This window comes from Flavobacterium oreochromis (genome assembly GCF_019565455.1).
GTDB classification, from domain to species: domain Bacteria; phylum Bacteroidota; class Bacteroidia; order Flavobacteriales; family Flavobacteriaceae; genus Flavobacterium; species Flavobacterium oreochromis.
Genome location: NZ_CP067377.1, coordinates 1,273,313 through 1,297,294 on the forward strand (window position 1 = coordinate 1,273,313; position 23,982 = coordinate 1,297,294).

General features: G+C 32.0%; 26 protein-coding genes and 4 pseudogenes. 10 read left to right on the forward strand and 20 right to left on the reverse strand.

Annotation, left to right across the window (positions count from 1 at the left end; translation table 11 throughout):
- Nucleotides 1-36 precede the first annotated feature (36 nt).
- Nucleotides 37-828, reverse strand: coding sequence for an AAA family ATPase (locus JJC03_RS17495; RefSeq protein ID WP_258932428.1), 792 nt, complete (start codon nucleotides 826-828; stop codon nucleotides 37-39).
- Nucleotides 829-982: 154 nt separating this feature from the next.
- On the opposite strand from JJC03_RS17495, the gene JJC03_RS06145 reads away from it, so the two are divergent.
- The 7 genes and pseudogenes from JJC03_RS06145 (at nucleotide 983) to nadD (ending at nucleotide 5,175) form a co-directional block, all read left to right on the forward strand.
- Complete coding sequence (locus tag JJC03_RS06145; protein ID WP_088397598.1) at nucleotides 983-1,339, forward strand: arsenate reductase family protein; 357 nt, start codon at nucleotides 983-985, stop codon at nucleotides 1,337-1,339.
- Entirely contained in the window at nucleotides 1,332-2,234 is a 903-nt protein-coding gene (locus JJC03_RS06150) for a DMT family transporter (RefSeq protein ID WP_165624360.1), read from the forward strand. The genes JJC03_RS06145 and JJC03_RS06150 overlap by 8 nt, the downstream gene beginning before the upstream one ends.
- 89 nt (nucleotides 2,235-2,323) lie before the next feature.
- Nucleotides 2,324-3,185 (forward strand): annotated as a pseudogene (locus JJC03_RS06155) (YicC/YloC family endoribonuclease).
- A 31-nt stretch (nucleotides 3,186-3,216) separates the two neighbouring features.
- Entirely contained in the window at nucleotides 3,217-3,462 is a 246-nt protein-coding gene (locus JJC03_RS06160; RefSeq protein WP_258932430.1) for a four helix bundle protein, read from the forward strand.
- A gap of 121 nt (nucleotides 3,463-3,583) precedes the next feature.
- Nucleotides 3,584-4,159 carry a guanylate kinase gene (gmk, locus tag JJC03_RS06165; protein ID WP_088397595.1) on the forward strand — a complete coding sequence of 192 codons (576 nt, stop codon included), beginning with the start codon at nucleotides 3,584-3,586 and terminating at the stop codon, nucleotides 4,157-4,159.
- 36 nt (nucleotides 4,160-4,195) lie between these two features.
- Complete coding sequence (locus tag JJC03_RS06170) at nucleotides 4,196-4,561, forward strand: four helix bundle protein (RefSeq protein ID WP_088397594.1); 366 nt, start codon at nucleotides 4,196-4,198, stop codon at nucleotides 4,559-4,561.
- Nucleotides 4,562-4,593: 32 nt separating this feature from the next.
- Nucleotides 4,594-5,175: a nicotinate (nicotinamide) nucleotide adenylyltransferase gene (gene nadD, locus JJC03_RS06175; protein WP_088397593.1), complete on the forward strand. Its 582-nt coding sequence runs from the start codon at nucleotides 4,594-4,596 to the stop codon at nucleotides 5,173-5,175.
- 522 nt (nucleotides 5,176-5,697) lie between these two features.
- Here nadD and JJC03_RS06180 read toward each other — a convergent pair.
- From JJC03_RS06180 to JJC03_RS06245, 15 genes and pseudogenes are all read right to left on the reverse strand, one after another.
- Nucleotides 5,698-6,264 carry an alpha-ketoglutarate-dependent dioxygenase AlkB gene (locus JJC03_RS06180; RefSeq protein ID WP_258932435.1) on the reverse strand — a complete coding sequence of 189 codons (567 nt, stop codon included), beginning with the start codon at nucleotides 6,262-6,264 and terminating at the stop codon, nucleotides 5,698-5,700.
- A gap of 46 nt (nucleotides 6,265-6,310) precedes the next feature.
- Nucleotides 6,311-7,759, reverse strand: a complete 1,449-nt coding sequence (locus JJC03_RS06185) for a nicotinate phosphoribosyltransferase (RefSeq protein WP_235874178.1) — start codon at nucleotides 7,757-7,759, stop codon at nucleotides 6,311-6,313.
- 152 nt (nucleotides 7,760-7,911) lie between these two features.
- Nucleotides 7,912-8,289 (reverse strand): GxxExxY protein, encoded by a 378-nt coding sequence (locus JJC03_RS06190; protein WP_235874179.1) that lies wholly within the window; start codon nucleotides 8,287-8,289, stop codon nucleotides 7,912-7,914.
- A 119-nt stretch (nucleotides 8,290-8,408) separates the two neighbouring features.
- Nucleotides 8,409-9,134, reverse strand: a complete 726-nt coding sequence (locus tag JJC03_RS06195) for a metallophosphoesterase family protein (protein WP_088397589.1) — start codon at nucleotides 9,132-9,134, stop codon at nucleotides 8,409-8,411.
- Nucleotides 9,135-9,181: 47 nt separating this feature from the next.
- On the reverse strand, nucleotides 9,182-9,742 hold the full coding sequence (locus JJC03_RS06200; protein ID WP_235874180.1) for an RNA 2'-phosphotransferase: 561 nt from the start codon (nucleotides 9,740-9,742) through the stop codon (nucleotides 9,182-9,184).
- Nucleotides 9,743-9,806: 64 nt separating this feature from the next.
- A complete protein-coding gene (locus tag JJC03_RS18690; protein ID WP_309597759.1) occupies nucleotides 9,807-10,049 on the reverse strand; it encodes a macro domain-containing protein in 243 nt (80 codons plus the stop codon).
- A complete protein-coding gene (locus tag JJC03_RS18695) occupies nucleotides 10,030-10,329 on the reverse strand; it encodes a macro domain-containing protein (RefSeq protein ID WP_309597760.1) in 300 nt (99 codons plus the stop codon). Before JJC03_RS18695 ends, JJC03_RS18690 begins: the two co-directional genes overlap by 20 nt.
- A 309-nt stretch (nucleotides 10,330-10,638) precedes the next feature.
- Nucleotides 10,639-11,508, reverse strand: coding sequence for an MBL fold metallo-hydrolase (locus JJC03_RS06210; RefSeq protein WP_235874181.1), 870 nt, complete (start codon nucleotides 11,506-11,508; stop codon nucleotides 10,639-10,641).
- A 66-nt stretch (nucleotides 11,509-11,574) separates the two neighbouring features.
- On the reverse strand, nucleotides 11,575-12,519 hold the full coding sequence (locus JJC03_RS06215; protein WP_235874182.1) for an ADP-ribosylglycohydrolase family protein: 945 nt from the start codon (nucleotides 12,517-12,519) through the stop codon (nucleotides 11,575-11,577).
- A 13-nt stretch (nucleotides 12,520-12,532) separates the two neighbouring features.
- Nucleotides 12,533-13,453, reverse strand: a complete 921-nt coding sequence (locus JJC03_RS06220; RefSeq protein WP_235874183.1) for an ADP-ribosylglycohydrolase family protein — start codon at nucleotides 13,451-13,453, stop codon at nucleotides 12,533-12,535.
- Nucleotides 13,437-13,985, reverse strand: coding sequence for a riboflavin biosynthesis intermediates N-glycosidase (gene ybiA, locus JJC03_RS06225; protein WP_235874184.1), 549 nt, complete (start codon nucleotides 13,983-13,985; stop codon nucleotides 13,437-13,439). The genes JJC03_RS06220 and ybiA overlap by 17 nt, the downstream gene beginning before the upstream one ends.
- A gap of 2 nt (nucleotides 13,986-13,987) precedes the next feature.
- Nucleotides 13,988-14,833, reverse strand: coding sequence for an ADP-ribosylglycohydrolase family protein (locus tag JJC03_RS06230; protein WP_235874185.1), 846 nt, complete (start codon nucleotides 14,831-14,833; stop codon nucleotides 13,988-13,990).
- Between the two features lie 20 nt (nucleotides 14,834-14,853).
- A complete protein-coding gene (locus JJC03_RS06235) occupies nucleotides 14,854-15,657 on the reverse strand; it encodes a TIGR02452 family protein (RefSeq protein WP_235874351.1) in 804 nt (267 codons plus the stop codon).
- A gap of 161 nt (nucleotides 15,658-15,818) precedes the next feature.
- Complete coding sequence (prs, locus tag JJC03_RS06240) at nucleotides 15,819-16,520, reverse strand: ribose-phosphate diphosphokinase (protein WP_309597761.1); 702 nt, start codon at nucleotides 16,518-16,520, stop codon at nucleotides 15,819-15,821.
- Nucleotides 16,521-16,595: 75 nt separating this feature from the next.
- Nucleotides 16,596-17,287, reverse strand: a pseudogene (locus JJC03_RS06245) (NUDIX hydrolase).
- A gap of 357 nt (nucleotides 17,288-17,644) precedes the next feature.
- Here JJC03_RS06245 and JJC03_RS06250 point away from each other — a divergent pair.
- Nucleotides 17,645-18,806: pseudogene (locus JJC03_RS06250) on the forward strand (iron-containing alcohol dehydrogenase).
- Between the two features lie 127 nt (nucleotides 18,807-18,933).
- Here JJC03_RS06250 and JJC03_RS06255 read toward each other — a convergent pair.
- A complete protein-coding gene (locus JJC03_RS06255; protein WP_088397577.1) occupies nucleotides 18,934-19,809 on the reverse strand; it encodes a nicotinic acid mononucleotide adenyltransferase in 876 nt (291 codons plus the stop codon).
- A gap of 180 nt (nucleotides 19,810-19,989) precedes the next feature.
- Between JJC03_RS06255 and JJC03_RS06260 the strand changes: the two genes are divergently transcribed.
- Nucleotides 19,990-20,985 carry an NAD(P)H-dependent glycerol-3-phosphate dehydrogenase gene (locus JJC03_RS06260; RefSeq protein WP_235874186.1) on the forward strand — a complete coding sequence of 332 codons (996 nt, stop codon included), beginning with the start codon at nucleotides 19,990-19,992 and terminating at the stop codon, nucleotides 20,983-20,985.
- A gap of 68 nt (nucleotides 20,986-21,053) precedes the next feature.
- Here the strand turns inward: JJC03_RS06260 and JJC03_RS06265 are convergent, their stop codons facing one another.
- The 3 genes and pseudogenes from JJC03_RS06265 to JJC03_RS06275 form a co-directional block, all read right to left on the reverse strand.
- Nucleotides 21,054-21,461 carry a hypothetical protein gene (locus tag JJC03_RS06265; protein WP_088444506.1) on the reverse strand — a complete coding sequence of 136 codons (408 nt, stop codon included), beginning with the start codon at nucleotides 21,459-21,461 and terminating at the stop codon, nucleotides 21,054-21,056.
- Between the two features lie 70 nt (nucleotides 21,462-21,531).
- Entirely contained in the window at nucleotides 21,532-22,551 is a 1,020-nt protein-coding gene (gene pheS, locus JJC03_RS06270; RefSeq protein WP_088397574.1) for a phenylalanine--tRNA ligase subunit alpha, read from the reverse strand.
- Between the two features lie 97 nt (nucleotides 22,552-22,648).
- Nucleotides 22,649-23,010, reverse strand: a pseudogene (locus tag JJC03_RS06275) (hypothetical protein).
- A 286-nt stretch (nucleotides 23,011-23,296) separates the two neighbouring features.
- Between JJC03_RS06275 and JJC03_RS06280 the strand changes: the two are divergent.
- Nucleotides 23,297-23,707, forward strand: coding sequence for a CvpA family protein (locus JJC03_RS06280; protein WP_258932591.1), 411 nt, complete (start codon nucleotides 23,297-23,299; stop codon nucleotides 23,705-23,707).
- Nucleotides 23,708-23,982 lie beyond the last annotated feature (275 nt).

Consider the following 23,982-nt stretch of genomic DNA (forward strand, 5'->3'; position numbering starts at 1 on the left):
CAGGGGTGTATAATACACTGTCTGTAACTAAAGCTTCTAAGGCTTCTTTATTAATAGTGTCTGCTTTAGCATTATGAGTTGTAATAACAATGGTTCCTTGATCTTTTTTATGTCAAAATTAGGTTGGACATATTGATTTAAAGTACACACATCTGCTGCTGTGATTGTGTTATTTCGTAAATTATTAAGGATATCTATAAATAAATTATCTGATTGTCTATAAATTTTATCTAATTCCAGATACAAAGGAGGAACATCTTGTAAAACTTTTGCATAAAAGAAATATGAACCTGGATAATATTTCTGTAAAAAGAACCATTCTTCCTGTTTTATAACAGGAGGTAACTGCCATAAATCACCAATAAAAAGTATCTGTACGCCCCCAAATGCTTGATCTGATTTACGAACTTTTTGTAATATAAAATCCATTGCATCCAAAACATCAGGACGTAACATAGAAACTTCGTCTACAATTAATAATTCAAGATTTCGCAGTACCTGTTTTTTTGAAGTACTCATCTTAAATAATTTGCCTAAACTTGTTTTGCTTTCAAAACGAATGGATTCGTTTTGTAAATGATCTGATATATAATCAGGTATAAATGCAGAAAATGGTAGTTGAAATAAGGAATGGATAGTAACTCCGCCAGCATTAAGTGCTGCAATTCCCGTAGGAGCAACTACTGCAGTGTTTTTGTGGGAAGTAGCAATGATTTCTTTAAGTAAAGTAGTTTTTCCTGTACCTGCTTTTCCTGTTAGAAAAATACTTTTATGGGTTTGGTTTACAAATTGCAAAGCAAAACAAGCGATGTCTGATATATTTTCCACGTGGCATATAAATTTGATTATCAAATGTATAAAATTATTCCATTATAAAGTTTTAAAAAATTAACTTAATAAAAACCTTCTCTTAATTTGTATATTTTCAATAGTATAAGACTACTTTAAAATTTACTTCCTTAATTTTGTAGAAAAAGATTGTATGAGAAAAATATATCACCTTAAGACCTGTAGTACTTGTCAGCGTATCCTTAAATCATTACCAGAAATAGATACTTTCGTTTTACAGGATATAAAAACAGAACCTATGACAGTAGAGCAGGTTGATGAAATGAAAGAATTAGCCGGTAGTTATGAAGCTCTATTTAGTAAAAGAGCCACTTTGTATAAAGAAATGGGGTTAAAAAATCAAGTTTTAACAGAAACAGATTACAAACGATATATTTTAGAACACTATACTTTTTTATCACGTCCCGTAATTATTGCTGATGGAAAAATTTTTGTAGGAAACAGTCCTAAAGTAGTTGAAGCCGCTCAAAATTTTTTGAAGAATGACTAAAAGGGCTTGGGCTTTATTAGCTGCATGGTTAGTAGCTATTATTTATGGGATGACTTTTACCATTGCTAAAGATGTAATGCCAAAATATATAGAACCTTTTGGTTTTATTTTTTTACGTGTTGGAGGTTCTTTGTTGTTGTTTTGGTTAACATCAATCGGTATAGGATTACTTCAACCTGATCAGAATCAAAAAATAGCAAAAGCTGATTTTCCACGTATCATAGCGGCCTCATTTTTTGGAGTAGCATTTAATATGCTTACTTTTTTTAAAGGATTAAGTTATACATCTCCTATTATGGGAGCTGTATTGATGGTAACTACTCCAATGATTGTTTTAGTTCTTTCTGCTATTATTATGAAAGAACAAATGGAAAAAAAGAAAGGAATAGGTATCCTTTTAGGTTTGGCAGGGACTATTACCTTAATCTTATATGGAAAATCATTAAAGAATGCACCTAATGCCACATTAGGTAATTTTTTAGTTTTTGTAAATGCTATTTCATATGGGTTTTATCTCATTATCGTCAAGAAATTAATGGATAAGTATCAAGCCTTTTCCTTTGTTAAATGGATTTATTTTTTCGGTTTTTTGATGATTATGCCTTTTGGATGGAATGAATTTCAGGCTATAAAATGGGAGTTAATTCCAACTCTTGCTTATCTAAAAATAGGATTTGTAGTGATTTTTTCGACCTTCTTAACTTATTTGTTGAATTTGCTATCTATGCGTGAATTAAAACCTACAACAGTAGCCGTATTTATATACTTACAGCCTTTTTTTGCGTCTGTTTTTGCTATTGGTTTGGGTAAAGATGAACTAAGTTGGGTGAAAATAGGTTCAGCATTTTTGATTTTTATTGGAGTTTATCTTGTTACCATGAAAAAAAGTCATTAGTAAAGTGTAATTTGCTTGTAAGAAAGCACTTGTCATTTGTCATTATTTACTAATTACTTTAGTATCTTTACACCTTATTTTTTTCACCTATGATACAATCAATGACCGGTTTTGGGAAAGCAAGTATTCAATTGCCAACTAAAAAAATCACCGTTGAGATTAAATCCTTAAATAGCAAAGGTTTAGACCTAAATGTTCGTATGCCCTCTATATATCGTGAAATGGAATTAGGACTTCGTAATCAAATTTCTCAAAATTTAGAAAGAGGAAAAGTAGATTTTTCATTATACCTAGAAGTAACGGGGGAGGAGACCACTTCTAAAATAAATGCCCCTATCGTAAAGGCTTATATAGCTCAAATGAAGGAAATTTTACCTGAGGCAGATTCTACAGAGTTAATGAAAATGGCAGTTCGTATGCCTGATGCTTTAAAAACGGAACGCGAAGAAATAGATGAAACTGAATGGACAGAAATTCAAAAAACTATTAATGAAGCACTTGTTGCCATTAACCAATTCCGTAAAGATGAGGGAGAAGCATTAGAAAATGAGTTTATAACACGCATTACTAATATCCGACAACTGATGCAAGATGCCGTGGCTTATGACAGCGAACGCATCACAACCGTAAAAACACGTTTGCGCACTGCTCTTGAAGAGTTAGAAGCTACGGTAGATGAAAATCGATTTGAGCAAGAATTGATTTTCTATTTAGAAAAAATATGATATTACAGAAGAAAAAGTACGTTTAAGCAATCATTTAGATTATTTCTTAGCAACACTAAACGGAACGGAAGCCAATGGTCGTAAATTAGGATTCATTACACAAGAAATGGGACGAGAAATCAACACGATGGGATCGAAATCTAACCATTCTGAAATGCAGAAATTGGTAGTGATGATGAAAGATGAATTGGAAAAAATTAAGGAACAGGTACTTAACGTATTATAAGTAATTAGTAAAGAGTGAAAGGTCTTAGAAAATGGGTAATATTAATTCTTATCAAGATTTATTAGTTTGGCAAAAAGGAATTGTTTTAGTTATTAAAATTTATCAATTACTTAAAACATTTCCACAAGAAGAACTATATGCTTTAATATCACAGATTAAAAGAGCTGTTGTTACAATTCCATCAAATATAACAGAAGGTTATGGTAGAAATGCTGATAAATCGTTTAGTCATTTTATAGATATACCTAGAGATTCATTATATGAACTAGAAATATAATTGATTATTACTAAAGAATTGAATTTAATAAATGAAGAATCAAAAATGATAAATTCATTCTCAAAATCACCTAAATAAAAGACTTTTCACTTTTTACTAATTACTTTTCACTTTTATTAATATGAACAATAACGGAAAATTAATCGTATTCTCAGCACCATCAGGGTCGGGAAAAACCACTATAGTAAGACACTTATTAGGAATTGATGAATTAAATCTAGAATTCTCGATCTCCGCTGCTACTCGTGCACCACGTGGTGAGGAAGTTAATGGTAAAGACTATTATTTTATGTCTATTGAAGATTTCAAAAAACATATCAAAGCAGAAGATTTTGTGGAGTGGGAAGAAGTGTACCGTGATAATTTTTATGGTACTTTAAAAAAAGAAGTAGAACGCATTTGGGCAATGGGGAAAAATGTAATTTTTGATATTGACGTAGCTGGTGGTTTACGTATCAAGAAAAAGTTCCCTGAGCAGACCTTGGCCGTTTTTGTAAAACCACCAAGTGTAGACGAATTAAAACGTCGTTTAAAAGAACGTTCTACAGAAAGCGAAGATAAAATTAATATGCGTATTGCTAAAGCCCACGTAGAATTAGCGACAGCTCCTCAATTTGATAAAATTATCAAAAATTATGATTTAGATGTAGCTAAGCAAGAAGCGTATGAGTTGGTTAAAGGGTTTGTATCGAAATAGTAATTAGTGAAAAGTAATTGGTAAATAGTCCGTAGAGTGGGAAATATAAATTCATATAAAGATTTATTAATTTGGCAAAAAGGAATTGTTTTAGTTGTTAGGGTTTATAAATTGGTTAAATCTTTTCCACAAGAAGAATTATATGCTTTAACATCACAAATTAAAAGGGCAGCTGTTTCAATTCCTTCAAATATTGCTGAGGGTTATGGCAGAAATACTGACAAGTCTTTTAGCTATTTTGTTGATATTTCACGAGGCTCATTAAATGAGTTAGAAACACAACTCATTATTGCCAAAGAACTCGATTTTGTTTCTGATATAGATTTATACAATGAAATTTTATTGCTAATTGAAGAAGAGTCAAAAATGATAAATGCTTTTTCTAAAACACTTAAAAGCTAATCACTCTTTACTAATCACTTTTCACTAAAACAATGAAAATAGGACTATACTTCGGGACATTTAACCCCATTCACATTGGGCATTTGATAATCGCTAATCATATGGCGGAGCATTCTGATTTGGAACAAATCTGGATGGTGGTTACACCTCATAATCCGCATAAACAAAAAAACACCTTGCTAGACGACTACCAGCGTTTGCATATGGTACATTTGGCTACTGAAGATTTTTCAAAAATCAAAGCTAGTGATATTGAATTCAAATTGCCACAGCCAAACTATACGGTTAATACATTGGCATATTTACAGGAAAAATTTCCTCAGCATGAATTCGCACTGATTATGGGTGAAGACAATTTGAATTCATTACACAAGTGGAAAAATTATGAGTATATATTAGCCAATCACCATATTTATGTATATCCGCGTTTGAACTCAGGTAAAATGGATGAGCAGTTTACGAATCATCCTAAAATACATGAAGTGAACGCTCCTGTAATTGAATTATCCTCAACCTTTATTCGGGAGTGCATTAAAAACAATAATAACGTGATTCCTATGCTACCCAACAAAGTCTGGGAATATGTGGAGCATAATTTGTTTTATCAGAAATAAAGTTTTAAAGACAAATTAATGTCTAAAAAGTTATTCTAAAAATTTAAGAGGTTGTAAGAAAAAATAATTCTTAATAAAGATGTGGCTAGGGTTTATTTTGATTATTAGTAGATTTTTCTTCGGTGCAGTAGATTATTTGCGATTATAAATTCATTTAAAATTAAAAGGTGTGGTATTTGTACAACAGCAATTCTTACAAGAATAGAGAAAAAATATCGAAATTCTTCCTCTAACTTATAGTTTGGATTGTTATTATACTTTTAAACATATAGATGGTACTATATACGAAGTAAAAAGTAATACCTCGCGAATGATGGATTATGTAGGAAAAAAAAACAAAATTTTTTACGATACAAATTTTCCTAAAAATAGATATTTTTTTCCATCTGATGAATTGGGAAATTTTTTCGGAACAATATTTGGAATCACTCTAATAGTTATCGGTGTTGTAATTATTGAAGGATAATTATGTTTTTTTGTTTTTAACTTCTTGTTTTTTAAATAATTTATTTTTTGATATTTTTAATTACTTTTAATCTTCCTAAACGTTAAACTCATTCTTCCTTGATCAGTATCCGATTTTGGGATAGCGTGTACCCATCTACTTTGTACTTCCTGCGTCATATAAATTAATGATCCTGAGGGTAACGCAAAATCAATGATTGTTTCTGGATTTGCTATGTTGCGAAAACGTAAAATTCTTTCAGCACCTAAGGATACGATTCCAATTCCAGTATTTTCGAAAAGAATGTCTGTTTGATCTGAATGAAATCCCATTTTTGATTTTCCATCTAAATAATAATTTATCAAACAATTATTAGGCTCAAAACCTACTACAGCAGTCATTTTTTGAATTAGATCTTGCAATTCATTTGGTATGGGTATTTCGGGGTAACTTATTTGGGAATAATTATAGGCTATTCCAAAACTAGCTGTTTTACGAGCTTGCATACGCTCATCCCAAGCAATACCTTGTAAAGGAGTAAATAATGTTTTTGGATTTTTTATGAATTTTTCTATAAATGTAATTCCTTCAATCATTCTATTATCAGTGTAAATAATTCGCTTTCGATTTACGAAATAACTCATTTGGTAGTACTTAATCTACCACCAAATGAGTAAATCTGTATATTTCTTATTTAATTCGGCTTCTAATCTCGCTTAAACTTTGGTCAATCAATAATTTCCCATCACGGAATACTTCTTTTAATTCGCCTTGTCGCTCTTCTGCCCAAGAGACTTGATCTATTAATTGATATTTACCATTTACTTTTTCTATTTTCATTAATCCTTTTGCTGATTTCTTTGTACCATCGTCAGTAACTGGATCTTTAAAAATTTCTCTTCCTTGACCTGACACTTCGCCATAAGTGGCTTTCATAGCAAATCCAAAGGTATCTCGCGTGTTGTACTGGTAGGTATAAGAACCTATTCCTAATACGACATTGGTAGAAGCAAATCCTTTTTGTTTTAATTGTTCGCAAATGTTTGTGGCTCTTTCAACGGTGATGCTATCTCCGTAAATTGCGCCTATTTGTGGTGCTAGTTCTTTGAATCCTTTTTCGTTTGTAGTTCCTCCAAAAACGTCCCACAACAATTCAACCACTCCTTTTCGTTCTTGTTCGTTTTTCCCGTTAGGGTTACCACAAAGTATTAATACTGGATCGCCACTATCTGGTCGTACCACGACTTTTCCTTCCCGACTTAAAATGGTCTCTTTTAATCTTGGCATATAATCGGTAAGTACTTTCCATAAGTCCCAAGTATCTGAAACAATGGATACAATTCCTTTTGGGTAAACCTCTTTAATTAAGCGTTGGAATGTTTCAAACTCGCCTTCGGTTGTTCCCATACACATTACAGAATGTTCTGTAGCGGCTACTGAACCTCCTATGAGTTCGTTATCTGAATTTGCGTTGTAATACATTTCTAAAGCATCGATGGCTGGAATAGTATCTGTTCCTGTAAAGCTTAGCAAATGTCCCATTCCTGAAATTACTGCCGATTCGATTCCGCCCATTCCTCGCATAGAGAAATCGTGTCCTTGCCAATCTACAAATTCTGGTAAAGAAGAAGTTTCTTGTGCATATCGACTTAATACTTTTCGGTATTGCTTGGCTATGGTGGCCGAAGTACAAGGTAACCAAACTACAGCCGACAAAAGGGTTTCGAAATAATTAGTCAACCAAAAGAATTCTGATTGAGTATTATACATCGTGAACATTGGTACTCGTATAGGTACACTTACGCCTTCTGGCAAGGCTTTGAATACCATAGGGATGTATCCTAAATCGTGTAGTGCTTCGATATGTGCTGTACCTACTTGATTTTCTCCTAAGTAGTTGTTAATCCTACGGGCATATCTTGCGACTACGGTTTCTTTGGGCTGATTAAAGAAATTGGTTTGAAAATCTTCGATGATGTATTTTTTTATAAAATATTGTAACCCGAAGAATACGATTTCGTTCACTTCTTGAATTCTTGATTTGCGCGGTGTCCAATTAGAATATACTAAAGAGGTGTTTTCTGGGTACTGACGACGGTGATCTACTTTGTAGCCGTCTGTTAATAATAATGGATTCATATATTTTGTTTTACTATTAATGTTTTTTTTGCGACTTATTTACGGATGTTGTTACCTATGCTTAAAATTTATTGCTAATGCTGTGAATGATTACTTTATGAAATATTATAATAATTCTTTTGCCACAGATGCACAGATGTTGATTCGTATTACTATGATAAAATAATTCTTTTTTGTTCTAGTTTTAACTGCCCAAAATTGATTAATAATGCCAGTTTATTATTTGATACTTTCAAATAATTGATGCATTGTGCGTAAAAAGCATCTGAAAATTCTTTCACAGCTTTTATTTCTAGTATTATTTCATCAAAAACAACAAAATCTGCATAGAACTTATGTTTTAGAATAGTTCCTTGATAATTCACTTCATATTCTTTTTCTCTTTCAAAAGGAATTCCAGCTTTTATAAATTCAATTTCTAGTGCGTCTTTATAAACTACCTCCAAAAACCCAGGTCCTAAATTATTATGGACTTCCATACATTTTCCAATTATTTTGTATGTTTTGTTTTTATAAGGATAATATTCCATATTCTTTTTATTTGTTATTTACTTAATTACAGCTATATGTAAATCTTAATCGATTAGATTGATAAAAAACATCTGTGCATCTGTGGCAATAAATTAAATATAAATTAGTGTTTACGAATTTAATTCCTTCCTCTTTCCTCAGGGTATAAATCTTTCACTGGATCGCTTTGCCAATATTCTTTAGTATTTACATCTAAACAAGTTAGTTTTCCATAAAAACCTGCACCTGTATCTATGTTCCAAACATTACAACCTTGCATAGGTACCTCAACATCATAATTTAATGTAGGGGTATGACCTATGTATATTTCGTTATACACTAATAATCGTTTAGGATACAATTTAGAATCTTTTTCAATTCTTTTATCCATTGTTAATGCCATTTCCCAAAGTGTTCTATCGAAACAAAAATCTAATCTATTTTCTTCTTTATGGACTCCGTGCATTGAGGTAAATCCAGCGTGTATATACAATCGGTTTTGATTGTCTATATGGTAATCCTCCAAATTTTCATAGAACGCTTTATGTTCACTGGATGTTAAATATCCTGTCGTAATGTAACTTTTTATGGTTGCTTTCCCGCCGTGTTCTTCCCAAACGGGATTCGATGCGCCTAAATTAAGCCATCTGCCACACCACAAATCGTGATTACCACGAATGAAGGTGCATTTTTGATTTTTACTTAGTTGTATGAGATATTCGATAGTTTGAGCCGATTCGCTCCAGCCATCTACGTAATCTCCCAAAAATATAAGATGATCTTCTGGTTGGGGTTGGACTCTTTCTAACAGTTGCACTAATGCTCGAAGTCCGCCGTGTATATCACCAATAACTAATGTTCTCATTTTTTTATTTTAATAATCCCAAATTAAACCTTTTTCATTTAACTTATTTAGCTCTTAAATTCAATATATTTTGATGGAACTTCGTCGGTTAGCCAAACGCCATTTTCAGATTGATAAAAAACAAATCCATCCTGATGCATTTGTGAGGAATGGATACTTAAAATTATTGGAGCTCCTCTGCGGCTTCCTACTTTTACAGCGGTTTCCCGATCTTTGCTTAGATGTACGTGTTGCCGACTTATTTTTTGGATTCCGTTTGTTTTTATGGATTCTAAAAATTTGGCTACTGTGCCGTGGTACAAATAATCTGGTGGAACTACTGGCTTCAGTTCTAGATCAACAGAAATAGAATGGCCTTGACTAGCTCTAATTTTTGTTTTGTCTTCATTGTAAGCAAAACGCTTTTTGTCGTTTGTTTCTACAACTTGGTTAATAATTTCAAAATCCAATTCTTTATGAAATTCGTTTCTATTTTTATTGGCTTTTTCAATTAGTTCGTCAACGATTGCCCAACCGTTTTCATCTAAATTCAGATTAATGGTTTCTGGCGAATGTCGAAGGACATAACTCAGAAATTTACTTATGTTTTTTATATCTTTTTCGTTCATTGCAATTTAATTTTTATAGTTTTTATGCCACAGATTCACAGATTTTTTTGGTTTATCTGTTTCTTTATGGTAATTCATTTTTATTTAGAAGCTCTTCATAAATCTCATAATTTTCATCATCAAAACAAACAAATATCACTTCTTCTATATTTTCAAACGAATATGATTTTACTGTTTCTAGAGCGATTTTTGCAGCTTCTTGTTTTGGAAATCTGTATATTCCTGTACTTATGTTAGGAAAAGCAATCGTTTTTAGTTGGTTTGCTTCGGCTAGGTCTAAACAATTTTTATAGCAACTGGCTAACAATTGTTTTTTTCTCGTCTTTATCTCCATTCCAAACGGGACCTACTGTGTGAATTACATAGTATGATGGTAAATTTCCAGCGGTGGTAATTACGGCTTCTCCAACCTTACAACCTCCTTGTTTGTTTCTTATTTGGATACATTCATCTAAAATTTGTGTTCCACCAACTCTGTGAATAGCGCCATCGACTCCGCCTCCGCCCAATAAGGAGGAATTAGCGGCATTGACAATGGCATCTACGACTAGTTTGGTTATATCTGCTTTTTGTAATGCTGTTTTCATTTTTATATTTTGGTTACACAGAGTTTCTCAAAGTTTTTATTTTTTTGTGTGTCTTTGAGTTTCTTTGTGGATCTCTGTGAAATAAACTCATTTTTTCCTTTTTACCCACGGCATTCGCATTTAAAAAATTGCCACAGATGCACAGATTAAAAATAACTCATAAAATATAAATTTTGATATTTATTTCCGCAAAGCGGATAATTTTATGATTTATTTACTAGATTATTTTTGGTAAAATCTGTGTATCTGTGGTTATCAATTCAAAATATCTCAAAATAATTTTAAAAGCGAATGCCTTGCTTTTTACCTTTAATTCACCGACTCGCCATTTAAAATATCTCTTCTTGTTTTACCTACGGGTACTAAGAAAACTGGGATTTTTATTTGGTAGTAGGCAATCCATTTTTTGATGGCATCCACGATTTGCTGGTGCTCATATCGTGATGAAAAATGCCCTAAAACCAATTGCTCAATTTCTATTGAAGCGACCATTTGCATCACTTCTTCCAAAGAGCTATGCCTGTTTTTGTGATTCTTTGTTTCGGTTTCTTCTTTTGTTAAAAAAGTCGCTTCGTGAATAAGGATTTTAGTTTTATGGAAACGCTCATAATCTGTTACAGGTGTATCTCCTGAATAAGCTAACACCACTGATTTTTGTTCTTCAAACAAGGCTGCCTCTCCTTTTTCTTGTCGGAGGTTTCTTAATTCGGTAGAAGAACAATTTAAAAAATCGGGTTTTAGTTTCTTTTTGGTTTCCCAAATTTTATAACTAAAACTTTTTATTTCTCCGTTGGGCGTAAAAACGTGTTCGTTTATAATAGGTTCAACCGAAATTTTGTCTTTGACTCTTGTTTCTTGATGGGCTTCGAGTGGGATCCAATATGTTCCTGCTACGTGCGGATCGAAGTTTTTTGAAAATGTTTCCAAAAACTGAAACGACTTTGCCTCTTTAGGATAATATATTGTTGGAGATTGTCCAGCATAAATTTGATTATACTGTAACAACCCAGTGAGATGATCACGATCTGCGTGGGAAATAAATACGTGTTTGATTTTTCCGCATTTTCCCATTAAATTAGAAACTAGTCCATCGCCAGCATCAAATAAAATACCGAGTTCCTCGATAAAGTACCAAGTTGCAAATAGTGCTGTGGAATAGCCGTGTATGGTTAAGTTCATATTTTTTTATTTTTTAACCGCTAAGACGCAAAGGTTTACGCTAAGTTTGCAAGGTTATTAATGATGTTAATCGATTGTATATTTTTTAGCCAATCGCTCACATAAATTTTCAATATCTGTTTTTCTTGCCAAGACATTGATCCACTCGGTTGGAATAGCATCGTAACCATAAATTAATCCTGCTAAACCTCCTGCTATGGCTCCAGTGGTGTCTGTATCTCCGCCAAGATTCACCGCTTTGAGTACAGTTTCTTTATAGCTGTTTGAAGTAAGTACGCACCATAAACTTGCTTCTAAACTATGTAAAACATAACCCGATGAACTGATATTGGTTTCTTCTATACTACTTATATTCTGTTTCAGAATGCGATCAAAAAGAGAAAGTTCATTTTTATTGAAATCTTTTTCTTTTAAAAAATCTGCTATTATAAGTTGCATAGTAGTGTATGCTTTTTCTTTATCTGAACCTTTTATAATTTCTAATGCATAAACAAGATAAATAAAACAAGCAAAAACAGAACGAAAATGCGCGTGAGTTATGGAAGATACTTCTTTTGTTATTTGATAAATTTCATCTATACTTTTATCTTTTATATAAAAAACTAAAGGAAGTATTCGCATTAATGAACCATTACCATTGTCTTCAATATTAAAACCTCCACACAAAATAGGATCAATACCTTGAGATATTCTATAAATAGCATTACTAGTAGCAATTCCTATATCGAAAACTCTGCCGTGGGGTGTCCACATTTGTTCATTTCGCCAATTGACAAAATATTGAGCCAACTGATTGGTATTGTAACCATCACACAAACTATCGGCTAAGCAAAAAGTTAACGAACTATCATCACTCCAAGTTCCAGCGGGTTGTCCGTGTGATCCATATTCTTTCATTCCTTGAACTGGAAATCTTGCTAATTCGTTTCTATCTTTAAATTCTACTGGAACACCTAATGCATCACCAACTGCTACTCCAAATAATGCGCTATGTACTAATTTTGTTTTCATTTGTAATTCTTTTTCACTTATAAAAAATACTTTCCTCCCAATTTTCTACAGATTTTAACCAAACAGGATTTACTTTGTTAAGTTCTGTATTCATTATAGCTATACCCCCTGCGATTGCACAAGTTGTATCTCTATCACCCAAACCTGAAACTGTGCTCCAAAGGCAATTTTCGAAATTATCCATAAAATGATAAACATTCCAAATTGCAAAAGGAACCGTGTCTTGTGTTAACATTTTTGTACCATTACCTAAAGTAGCAACTATTGTTTTTATATGATAATTCTCTGGCAATTGTTCTATTTTCTTAAGCTTATATTTTAAATCACTTTCAGGTGTATTTTCGATAACAATAGCTAACCAATCTTTCTTTTCAATTTTTTCACCTAATGACATTCGTGTACATAAGGCTGAAGCAATAGCCACCGAAATTGATCCCGCAATAGCTTCTTTATTGTAATGAGTAATTTCACACGATTTTTTTGTTTGTTCTGAAAGAATAAAAAAATCATCATAAAAATACGCTCCCAACAAAGCTACTCTCATCGCTCCTCCATTACCCATAGATCCCTCGCCGTTGAAACTAGACTTTGAAATATTTAACCAATTTGAGGTCTCTTTCATTTCTTTTAGCTTTCGATGCATAGAAGGCCCGTATCCTCTCCTAAAATCTTTTTCATAATTGATAGCGAACTCATTTGCAATAAAATCTTGATTAATTTCCTGAAATTTTTCCAAAGATTTCAATAATGGAATTGCCATCACGGTATCATCTGTAAATTCCCATTTTGTTTCAGGAATAATTTTATTGCCAATTGCATTTTCAATAAAATCTGATTCCCCAAAAAAACTATCTCCAAAAGCATCACCAATTGCTATACCTGTTATTGATTTTTTAGCTAAGCCTAATCTAACTAATTCATTTGTTGTTTTCATTCAACTTATCTCTAACTTCCATTAATGCAAATCCTAAAAGATTTAACCCCTTCCATAACTTAGGATTTTCAGCCTTTTCATCATTACTTGTTAAACCGACACCCCAAATTTTATCCACTGGACTTGCTTCGACTAATATCCTATCGTTTGTGTTGCACAAAAATTCTTTTAATGCTTCGTTTTGTGAAAATTTGTGGTAATTACCTTCCACGACAATTTCAAAACGTTTTTTATTCCATAACTCAGTAGTAAAACCTTTTACTTCACGTCCGAATTGTTTAGCTTGTGCGGGTGAACTCGCTGCGATAATTTTTTCGAGCATTTCCATATCTTGAAATAAACGAGCTTTTTCTGCCATCATCCAATGTTCAGCAGTTTTATAGGTGATTCCATTTACCTCAAATAAACTTTCCCACCACTGACTAAAACAGGTTTTTGTAATACTTCCATCCTTTGAGGGTTGATGCCCCCAAAAGAAAAGGTATTTGTAACTTTTGTTTTCTTTGATCAATATATCTCTACTGTATTTCATTTTTACTCCTTTAAAAATTTGTTTTTTAATTGATTATCTATTTTTATTAAATAATCCTTGCCAAAACTTCCGTTTTCCAATTCTTCATACAAAAAAGAGGGTAAATCATTTATTCCACTTTTTTTTACACTTAGTATTGCCATACATAAGGCAGCAACTGTATCTGTATCTCCTCCATAGTTTATTCCTTCTTGTAAACAATTATACATTGAAGTCGCTTCCGATACTAGTTTAATCACTGCTTTTGTAGTAGGATAACCGTGCATATCTATAGGTGCGATAATTTCATACGTTTCATTTTCGTCCAAAGTTTTATTAATAAAATCAATCAAATTGTATTTTGCATCTAAACCATATCTAAAAAAATGAACTGCCAAAGCTATACGTTTTGCACACTGGATTCCTTCTGTGGTGTTATGCGAGGTTTTAGCCTGAATTTCGCATAACTTTAACAACGTTGGAATTTCTTTTACAAACCCAATAGGATAAGCTCGCATCGCCGAACCATTACCACTACTTTGAAAAGTTAAGTTTGCCATAAATTCATTTCCATTCTTGCTTCGATCAAGTGCATTATAAACTCTATCCGAATATCCTCTTCTTTTGTCTCTATGAAAAACCTCCACAAACTTTTGAGCCACACGTTCTTCGGTCCAGTCAAGGTCTTCCAAAAGCAATTCGGCAATAGCCAATGCCATTTGAGTATCATCTGTATATTTTTTATATATCTCCGTGTATAAACCGTGGGGATGATATTCTTCTAGTTTATTAAATTCTTGAATAAAATCTATATCTCTGAACTCAAAACCTGCCCCATAGGCATCTCCTATTGCCGCTTCTAAAATCATATCTACTAATATTTAAATTTTTATTTATCAAAAACTGCTTCAAAAGCTTTTAGTACTAGTTTTTCTTTACTTCTGTCATAAATGGCAAAAACAATTCGTTTAAAAGCATTGGCATATTCTTTATCTATCACTTTTTTAAACAGCTCCGCTACCATTTGTGGATCATTTCTAAATACGCCACAACCCCAAGCGCCTAGAATTAGCGTATCAACTTTTTGCTGGTTGGCAATGTGGAGCACTTTTTTTATTCGTTGGCTAAAGACTTCTTCAATTTGAGGCAACTCATTAGTTCTTTCCCTATGAAGCATTGCACCTTTGTTTGGCGCAGGCGATGTAATTACATCAGCAATAATAGGTTGTGGTAACGTTGTGCCTTCATCATCAAACCAAAAAATCGTATTAGGGCTATAAATCATATAATCAGAATACAAAAAAGTAGTTTGGCTTCTATTGTATTCATACATCGTGCGGTCTTTTGTTAAAGAAGCATACAATGAAGAAGATCGCGCTAGGCTTTCCTCTTGTGCTGAAGCACCACCTAAAAATCCGCCTCCTGGATTTTTAGCAGAAGCAAAATTTAAAAGTCCTACTTTTCCGTTGGTCTTCTCTTCAACTAAAGCCTCAATAGTCGATAGATTTTTAAATTCAATGATGGTTTTGTTTTCGTTTTTGAGGATATCTTGTTTTTCGATTTCCTCCCATTGTGCAGGTAAAATGGTAAACGTATCGTTAATAGATTGCTCAATTAGGAGAGCTACTTCTATTTTTTCGTTCTGGTGAATGTAAAATCCGTTTTCTAGGATTGTAAGTGTTTCGTTTGCTATATATTTTCTTTTTTATTTGTCATAATGTATTGAATTGATTTTATTCAAATCAATTACTATTAATTTTTCCTCGTTAAAATCTCTAAACGAATTGGTTGTAAAGATTTTTTCAAAAATTTGTAATTGATCGAATCCTTTGTTAAAAATTCCGTGGCTTACGGCTAAATATAATTTGCCAGCATTCTTTTTTGTAAAGCTTCGGCTAAGCCTATAAACGTGCCACCTCCGTCGCATATATCATCTACTATTAAACAAGGTTTTCCTTGTAAATCATCGGTGTAAACTTTAAAATCTTTAAGTTTTCCCGTTTTCACATCTCGGCTTTTACTTGCTTCGACCACTTCGACACCGCCTAGATATTCAGAAACCTTATAAATTTTCTTTAGTGCTCCGCCGTCTGGAGAAATCAAAATCACTTCTTGACCTATGTTTTCAATCACTCTTTCAATAAATTTATAATTGGTAATCACTTGACAATTGTTAAGTACAGCAGGTGTTACTTCGCTATGTGCATCAAAAACATATACTTTAGAAAGATTTAGACTATTCAAAATAGCTGCATACACTTTTACAGATAATGGTTCGCCTGGTATCATTACACGATCTTGTCTTGCTGCTGGAAAATACGGAATAAAAAGTTCTATTTCTTTCACGTCCATACGTTTTAATGCATCTATCGTAAGAATAATTAAACCAAAATCGTTAAAACTATTCGCACGATGCGTAATAATCACTTTTTGGGTAGTATCGAAATGTTGAATTTTAATATGTGGTTCTCCCCCTGAAAATGTAAAAGCTTGAAAAGAAATTTCATTTTCAGTGCCAAAAGGAGTAAAGTTTTTATCTAAATTTATAAGGAACATAATGTATAATTTTGCGTTAATATTACGCAAATATAAAATACATTTTTAGACTAACAAAACATTTTGTGTTTTTTTTTACGCAAACTTGATTTCAAATACCATTCCTTCGTTTGTAAGTTCCTTGTATTTAGCAATATTAAATTTGAAAAATTTAGCAGGTCTGCCTGATTTCGAATGATGTATGTGTTCTGTTTCTTCGATAAAACCCAGACTTAAAATCTTTTTTCTGAAATTACGACGATCTATTTCTTTCCCAATGATGGAAGTATATAAATGCTCGAGTTCGGAAAATAAAAACTCGTTAGGAAGTAAATCAAAACCTATAGGTTGGTAAGTTAATTTAGCTTGCAAACGTTCACGAGCTTTATCAAGTATTTTATTATGATCGAAAGCTAGTTTAGGGACTTCGTCTATTTTGAACCAAGCGACTGCATCAGCATCAGTATTGGCCATAAGTTTCAAATGGGAGGGGTTTACCAATGCGAAATAAGCCACAGAAATTACTCGGTTTCTCGAATCACGATATATATCATCACCAAAGGTGTAAAGTTGTTCTATATAATTTACGGTCACATTGGTTTCTTCTTTAATTTCGCGTTTTACAGCATCTATTAAAGGCTCATTGGCTTTAACTAAGCCCCCGGCAATGCCCAATGTAAAGTATTGGTTCCAAATTTTTGCTGAATTAGCAGCACATATAATGATGAATTTGCATAAGCAAAAACAACTCCATCAACTGCTATACGTATATTTTGTGAGAAACTCATGTCTTGCGTTATTTCTACGCAAATGTATAGAATATGTTTTTATTTTAAAAAGATAGGTTTATATACTAAAAAGATTGGGTGAATTTCCTTAATTGAAATATAATTAGAGTTAATTTGGATCAGGTAGTAAATATTTTTTTAAAAATTCTGATTTTATATTGTTTTGAGTCTGTTTTCTAGATTGAAAAATGTAGAATTACAGCAATTGCTTTTTGTAAAATGCTATTGAACAGCTTTTTAGTTATTGTTATGATAAAAAATCACAGACAGGTAAGTAAAAACGTTAATTTTTAACTTTATTTTATAAAAAATCTGATAGATTGTTTTCTACCTTTATACTTTTAAATACAGAAAAACATGACAAACTTTGAGTTATACAATCCTGTAAATTATATTTTCGGGAAAGGACAAATAACAAAATTAACTGAGTTAGTACCTCAAAACACTAAGATTTTACTTACTTATGGAGGAGGAAGTATCTTTAAAAATGGAATTTATGACCAAGTAAAAACTGCTTTAAAACAATTTGAAGTCGTTGAGTTTGGTGGTATTGAACCTAATCCTCGTTTTGAAACTTTAATGAAGGCGGTTCAAATTATTCGTGAACAAAACATTGGTTTTATCCTTGCTATTGGAGGGGGAGTGTAATAGATGGTACTAAATTTATATCAGGAGCGGTTAAATATCAGGGAGATGAAGTAGAAATTCTTCGTCAAAGAGTATTATTTAAAGATGCTAATGAGGTAATTCCTTTCGGTACAGTTTTGACTTTACCTGCTACTGGATCTGAAATGAACTCAGGTGCTGTAATTACTATTGAAGAAACACAGGAAAAATTGACTTTAGGAGGTAGTGCTTTGTTTCCAAAATTTTCTATTTGTGATCCAACAGTGATAGAATCATTACCTAAGCGTCAGTTACAAAATGGTGTAGTAGATGCTTTTACTCACGTGATGGAGCAATATTTGACTTACCCACATGATGCAATACTGCAAGATAGAATAGCAGAAAGTATTTTACAAACTTTAGTTGAAATAGGTCCGTCTGTGGTTGAAAATCCAACAGATTATAAGTTAGCATCTAATTTTATGTGGTGTTGTACTATGGCATTAAATGGTTTAATTCAAAAAGGAGTTCCTTCTGATTGGGCTACTCATATGATAGGTCACGAATTAACAGCTTTATATGAAATAGATCATGCAAGAACTTTAGCTATTATAGGGCCTAATTTATATCAAGTAATGTTTGATACTAAAAAGAAAAATTAGCGCAGTATGGAAAAAGAGTATGGGGATTAACAGGATCTGATGATGAAATTGCTCAAAAAGCAATTGTAAAAACCACGGCGTTTTTCCACACAATGGGAATGCTTACTCGTTTATCTGAAAATACAGAAAGCTATGCTGAAACAGCTTCTATAATTGTAAATCGTTTTGAAGAGAGAGGGTGGTTGGCTTTAGGTGAAAAACAAAATATTACACCAGAAAAGGTAAGAGCTATCATAGAAATGAGTTATTAATTTTAAAGATAATATTAAAAATAGTCTTATAAATATAAATTCAAAAAGCGCACTTGAATATTCAATGTGCGCTTTTTTACTAAACACCAAAAACAAACGTAACTTAACTTTTAACCCAATTATTTTTCTACATCTGTTTTTGTACTACAGGAGCTAATCTAAGATATTGTATGAATCCTCTACCTTCAAATTCGTATGTCGTACCACTTGGAGTATGAAATAATCGAATGCGATGGTCATTAATAACGCTTAGCGTAAAAGATTCATTGCCCCAAAAATCATAATCTAATGTTAAATTTTTAGTATATGGATTCAGATTCTTTGAAATACCATAAAAACCTGTAAAATCCCAATAAATATTGTTCGGATTAGTTCCGCGTAAATCTTTTGAAGAGCAGAAATGATTATCTGTTCCTCCGGCTAAAAATTGTATAAAATTTTCTTTGTCAAAATCATTTAAAGCGCCTATTCTACTAGCATATACTTTTTCCCAAGCTTTGTATTCTTGTAAAAAATAATGGATGTTATCATTGAATAATTTATTATAGTCAAAATTACTCCTCTGATAGCCTACTAAATAATAGGTTACTTTGTGAATTGGATCAGATATTTTAATTTTATTATTTGCTAATTGATAAACATCTAATTCAAATGTTCCATACAGATCATGAAAAACACGAATTGAATTAGGATAATAGTTGTAAGCGCCTATTCTTGTTCCAAATCCGTTGCCAGTAGATCCAATTCCTGCTAGATTATTATTAGCATATAGAGCACCATTTAAAAAAGAAATGGTAAAAGCACGAGTTAAGAAAGGAATATTTCCAGAGCCTTGCGTTGCATTATAATCTATATACCATAAATCATAACTTTCCATCAGTTTAGATAAGCTTATGTTATTATTTGTGGGTTTATTATGGTCTTCAACAATTATTTCATTAGTGCAAGACTGGAATATAAATGGAGTAATTATAATCAACAAAAATATTTTTATAGTTTTCATACTATTAAGATTTTGAAGTTTCCTAAGTTAAGTAACCAATATGCGTGCCATTTTTTTGTAACTTTGGATTTTTATTTAAAATCGTATGTTTAGGTGGTAAGCTCGTTCGTCTGAATTTAAAAGATAGGAAAGTGAGCGTTTGCCTCGAGCGTAGTAAAAATTGATCGGGAATCATAAAGTATGAATACACAACCCAAATTTGCCGTTATAGGTGGTGGTAGTTGGGCTACCGCAATCGTGAAAATGTTATGTGAAAATGTAGATCAAATTGCGTGGTATATGCGAAGTGTTTACGCACTAGAACATTTGAAATTACACAAACATAATCCTAATTATTTAAGTTCTGTAGCGTTTGATATTAATAAATTACAACTTACAAATGATATCAATCAGGCTGTAAAAGATGCCGATTACGTAGTTTTTGCAATACCTTCAGCTTTCTTAAGTGCAGAGCTTGATAAGATGACGGAGAGTTTAGAAGGAAAAGTAGTTTTTTCTGCTATCAAAGGGATTGTTCCTGAAAGTAGTTTGATTGTAGGAGAGCATTTTCATACGAAATACAATATCTTATATGAAAATATAGGGGTTATCACGGGACCATGCCATGCTGAGGAAGTAGCATTAGAACGTCTTTCTTATCTTACAATTGCTTGTGGTGATATGGAAAAAGCAAAAATAATGGCTGCCAATTTATCAAGTTATTATATTAAAACTAAAACTTCAGATGATATAGTAGGTACGGAATATGCAGCCGTATTAAAAAATATTTACTCTATAGCTGCAGGTATTGCTCATGGATTAGGATATGGCGATAATTTTCAAGCAGTATTAATGAGTAACGCAATTCGTGAAATGAAGCGTTTTATTAAACAAGTACATAGAATGAAACGTAATATTAATAATTCAGCTTATTTAGGTGATTTGTTAGTTACAGGTTACTCTGTTTTTTCACGAAATCGTATGTTTGGAAATATGATTGGGAAAGGTTATACTGTAAAATCAGCTCAAATGGAAATGAGTATGGTTGCGGAAGGATATTATGCTACTAAAAGTGCTTGGACACTCAATCAAGAATATCAAGCCAAAACACCTATTTTAGATGCTGTTTACCAAGTATTATATGAGGGTAAAGAAGCAAAAAAAACATTTAAAAAATTAACTGAAAAATTGGATTAGTTTTTTGAAAGGAAGTAAGAGAAAAGATATTGTTTAATTAGTTAAAATCTTTTCTCTTTTTTTTGTGTTTATTTCACAACGACTCCATTAACCCATAAATGAGGTACTTCTTCAGTAGCGCGTTCGTTAATAGTATTTTGGCGGAAAGTAAATTTTTTATCGTATAATGTATTTCCAATAAAATAAGTAACCATAAACTCATTATTAAGTGCTAATACACTATTTTCTATCATCTCAATCTTTAAAGCAGAAACATTTGGTAGTAATTTGAATCCATGACGTAATAAAGAGCTTTTACGCATTTCTCCATCAATTTTTCCATAAGCTTTAGAAACTACAATAATGTTTTCTAATTCAAAATCAGAATCATTGACTAAATAAACATTCCATACTTTGTCCATAAAATCATCGTTCCATTCTTGTACAGCAGCAAGAAAAACATTTTCTACTTTGGGAATTATAATGTCTTTTTTCATTTTAGTTATAATGTTAAAAAGTTGAAAGTCAAAAGTTTTTGTTTAGACTTTTGACTTTCAATATTAGACTTTATATGCTTGATTTAAATTGTTCTAAGAAGCGTACATCGTTTTCATAAAACATACGGATATCGCCAATTTGGTATAACAACATGGCAATACGTTCAATACCCATACCAAAAGCAAAACCGTTGTATTCTTCTGGGCTAATGTCACAATTTTTTAACACATTCGGATCTACCATTCCACAGCCCATAATTTCTAACCAACCAGTTCCTTTGGTAATACGGTAATCTATTTCATTTTTTAGCCCCCAATAAATATCCACTTCGGCACTTGGTTCTGTAAAAGGGAAATAAGAAGGGCGTAAACGAATCTTAGACTTGCCAAACATTTCTTTAGTGAAATATAATAAGGTCTGTTTTAAATCAGCAAAAGAAACATCTTTATCAATGTATAGACCTTCTACTTGATGGAATATACAGTGTGAACGTGAAGAAACTGCCTCATTACGAAATACACGTCCTGGAGAGATTGTACGGATAGGCGGTTTATTAGACTCCATATAACGTACTTGTACTGATGAAGTATGGGTGCGTAATAAAATATCAGGATTGGTTTGAATAAAGAAGGTGTCCTGCATATCACGAGCAGGGTGATATTCTGGTAAGTTTAAAGCAGTGAAATTATGCCAATCATCTTCAATTTCAGGACCTTCTGATACATTAAAGCCTATGTTAGCAAAGATGTCAATGATTTGATTTTTTACTAACGATATCGGATGACGAGAGCCTAGCTTAATAGGCTCAGCTGGACGCGTTAAATCGCCATAGATTCCTTTGATTTCTTCTTTGCTTTCTAAGATTTCTTGGATTGATTTTACTTTTTCTTCAGCTGTATTTTTTAATGTATTGATGATTTGACCAAACTCTTTTTTTTGATCATTCGGAACATTTTTAAATTCAGCAAAAATATCTTTTACTAATCCTTTACTTCCAAGAAACTTAATTCGGAATGCTTCTAATTTTTCCTTGTCTTGTGTATCAAATGCTTGCGCTTCTGCAATGTACTCTTTAATCTTATCTATCATCGGTTCTCCTTTGAAAGGTGCAAATTTACAGTTTTTAGTTAATAGTACCTAGTGCTTAGTCTTTAGAAAATAAACTTTTAAATTAGGTGTTTACAATTCAGAATTCATCTAAAATTCCCTTTTCTATAAAATAGATAACAATCGCTTCTTTCATTAAAACGGATTGTTCTCCTGCTTTTAACGCGGGAAGTTCTTCTTTTATTTTATAATGGGGCCAACCTTCTGTGTCAAAATAGTCAAATTCATAGTAACCATAAGGTTCTAATAGCCTACAAATGGCTATGTGCATCAAGTTGACTTTCTCATCTTTTTAAAAGAACGATTAAATTTACCCAATTCTTGTACACCTATTAAATAAATAATAGCATCTAAATCAAGTTCATCACCATCGGCAAATTTTTTAGATAGGAACTTAACGATTTGTTCCCAACGTTTTTTTAATTGTATATCTCGGCTCATTTTTATTTAGAAAAAGAAGAAAGGAAAAAAATAAAGTCATTATTTTTTTATGCAAATATAAGACTAATAAAAACTGAATCTTCATTCCAGCTTTTTTATTCTTTTATCTATTTTCCTATATTTGAAAAAAAGAGAGAATGGGATTTATAGATATTGTCATCAGTGCCTTATTGGTTTTTGGATTTTACAAAGGTTTTAAAAATGGTTTATTTGTTGAATTAGCTTCGCTTGTCGCTTTTTTGTAGGGATACTTTTCGCAATAAAATTTTCCTATATTGTAAGTGGTATTTTAGAAAAAAATGTTTTGTGGTCATGTAAAACTATTCAAGTTTCTGCTTTTGTAATCACTTTAGCTTTGGTGATAGTGGGAGTGCATTTAATAGCTAAATTACTTTCGGGTATTGCTAGTTTTGCTTTTTTAGGATGGGCAAATACATTGGCTGGTGGTATTTTTGGAGCTTTAAAGATGATTTTACTTATTGGGATTATTTTAAATCTTTTTCAAAAAGTGAATATAAATAATATGATAGTAAGCAGAGAAAGGCAGGACAGTTCTTTGTTTTTTAATCCTTGTATGAAAACTTCTGAAACTTTATTACCTGTTTTAGGTGATTGGTTTACAGACTTAAAAGAGAAAACAGAAAAATGGGAGCAACCTTCTGATCAGAATAGAGATGAGGTTAAGGATAGTGTTTAATAATTTTATTTTTTACTTCGTACTTTATAATAATATCTTTAGTAATTTTTAAAAAATAAAGCCCGTAAAGAGATATTAGATGAAAAGTAAAATCTAACTTATGAAGACTAATGATTTGGAAAGGTTTAGATTATTGTTTCTTAAATATATCATTTTTAAAAATCATTAGAGGAAGAGTAAACGTTGATATTTTAAGAAAACCCCTGTTTTTAACTTAAATAGCTAAAAACGGGGGTTCTTATTTTAGTGTCATAAAGTTTTAAAATAGATGTTTT

Excerpts from the sequence above, each read along its gene's own strand:
- JJC03_RS06145 (WP_088397598.1), top strand. The coding sequence starts at position 983 with ATGAGAAAAATATATCACCTTAAGACCTGTAGTACTTGTCAGCGTATC.
- JJC03_RS06150 (WP_165624360.1), top strand. The coding sequence starts at position 1,332 with ATGACTAAAAGGGCTTGGGCTTTATTAGCTGCATGGTTAGTAGCTATT.
- JJC03_RS06160 (WP_258932430.1), top strand. The coding sequence starts at position 3,217 with ATGGGTAATATTAATTCTTATCAAGATTTATTAGTTTGGCAAAAAGGA.
- gmk (WP_088397595.1), top strand. The coding sequence starts at position 3,584 with ATGAACAATAACGGAAAATTAATCGTATTCTCAGCACCATCAGGGTCG.
- nadD (WP_088397593.1), top strand. The coding sequence starts at position 4,594 with ATGAAAATAGGACTATACTTCGGGACATTTAACCCCATTCACATTGGG.
- JJC03_RS06180 (WP_258932435.1), bottom strand. The coding sequence starts at position 6,264 with ATGAGTTATTTCGTAAATCGAAAGCGAATTATTTACACTGATAATAGA.
- JJC03_RS06185 (WP_235874178.1), bottom strand. The coding sequence starts at position 7,759 with ATGAATCCATTATTATTAACAGACGGCTACAAAGTAGATCACCGTCGT.
- JJC03_RS06190 (WP_235874179.1), bottom strand. The coding sequence starts at position 8,289 with ATGGAATATTATCCTTATAAAAACAAAACATACAAAATAATTGGAAAA.
- JJC03_RS06195 (WP_088397589.1), bottom strand. The coding sequence starts at position 9,134 with ATGAGAACATTAGTTATTGGTGATATACACGGCGGACTTCGAGCATTA.
- JJC03_RS06200 (WP_235874180.1), bottom strand. The coding sequence starts at position 9,742 with ATGAACGAAAAAGATATAAAAAACATAAGTAAATTTCTGAGTTATGTC.
- JJC03_RS18695 (WP_309597760.1), bottom strand. The coding sequence starts at position 10,329 with ATGAAAACAGCATTACAAAAAGCAGATATAACCAAACTAGTCGTAGAT.
- JJC03_RS06210 (WP_235874181.1), bottom strand. The coding sequence starts at position 11,508 with ATGAACTTAACCATACACGGCTATTCCACAGCACTATTTGCAACTTGG.
- JJC03_RS06215 (WP_235874182.1), bottom strand. The coding sequence starts at position 12,519 with ATGAAAACAAAATTAGTACATAGCGCATTATTTGGAGTAGCAGTTGGT.
- JJC03_RS06220 (WP_235874183.1), bottom strand. The coding sequence starts at position 13,453 with ATGAAAACAACAAATGAATTAGTTAGATTAGGCTTAGCTAAAAAATCA.
- ybiA (WP_235874184.1), bottom strand. The coding sequence starts at position 13,985 with ATGAAATACAGTAGAGATATATTGATCAAAGAAAACAAAAGTTACAAA.
- JJC03_RS06230 (WP_235874185.1), bottom strand. The coding sequence starts at position 14,833 with ATGATTTTAGAAGCGGCAATAGGAGATGCCTATGGGGCAGGTTTTGAG.
- prs (WP_309597761.1), bottom strand. The coding sequence starts at position 16,520 with ATGTTCCTTATAAATTTAGATAAAAACTTTACTCCTTTTGGCACTGAA.
- JJC03_RS06255 (WP_088397577.1), bottom strand. The coding sequence starts at position 19,809 with ATGAAAACTATAAAAATATTTTTGTTGATTATAATTACTCCATTTATA.
- JJC03_RS06260 (WP_235874186.1), top strand. The coding sequence starts at position 19,990 with ATGAATACACAACCCAAATTTGCCGTTATAGGTGGTGGTAGTTGGGCT.
- JJC03_RS06265 (WP_088444506.1), bottom strand. The coding sequence starts at position 21,461 with ATGAAAAAAGACATTATAATTCCCAAAGTAGAAAATGTTTTTCTTGCT.
- pheS (WP_088397574.1), bottom strand. The coding sequence starts at position 22,551 with ATGATAGATAAGATTAAAGAGTACATTGCAGAAGCGCAAGCATTTGAT.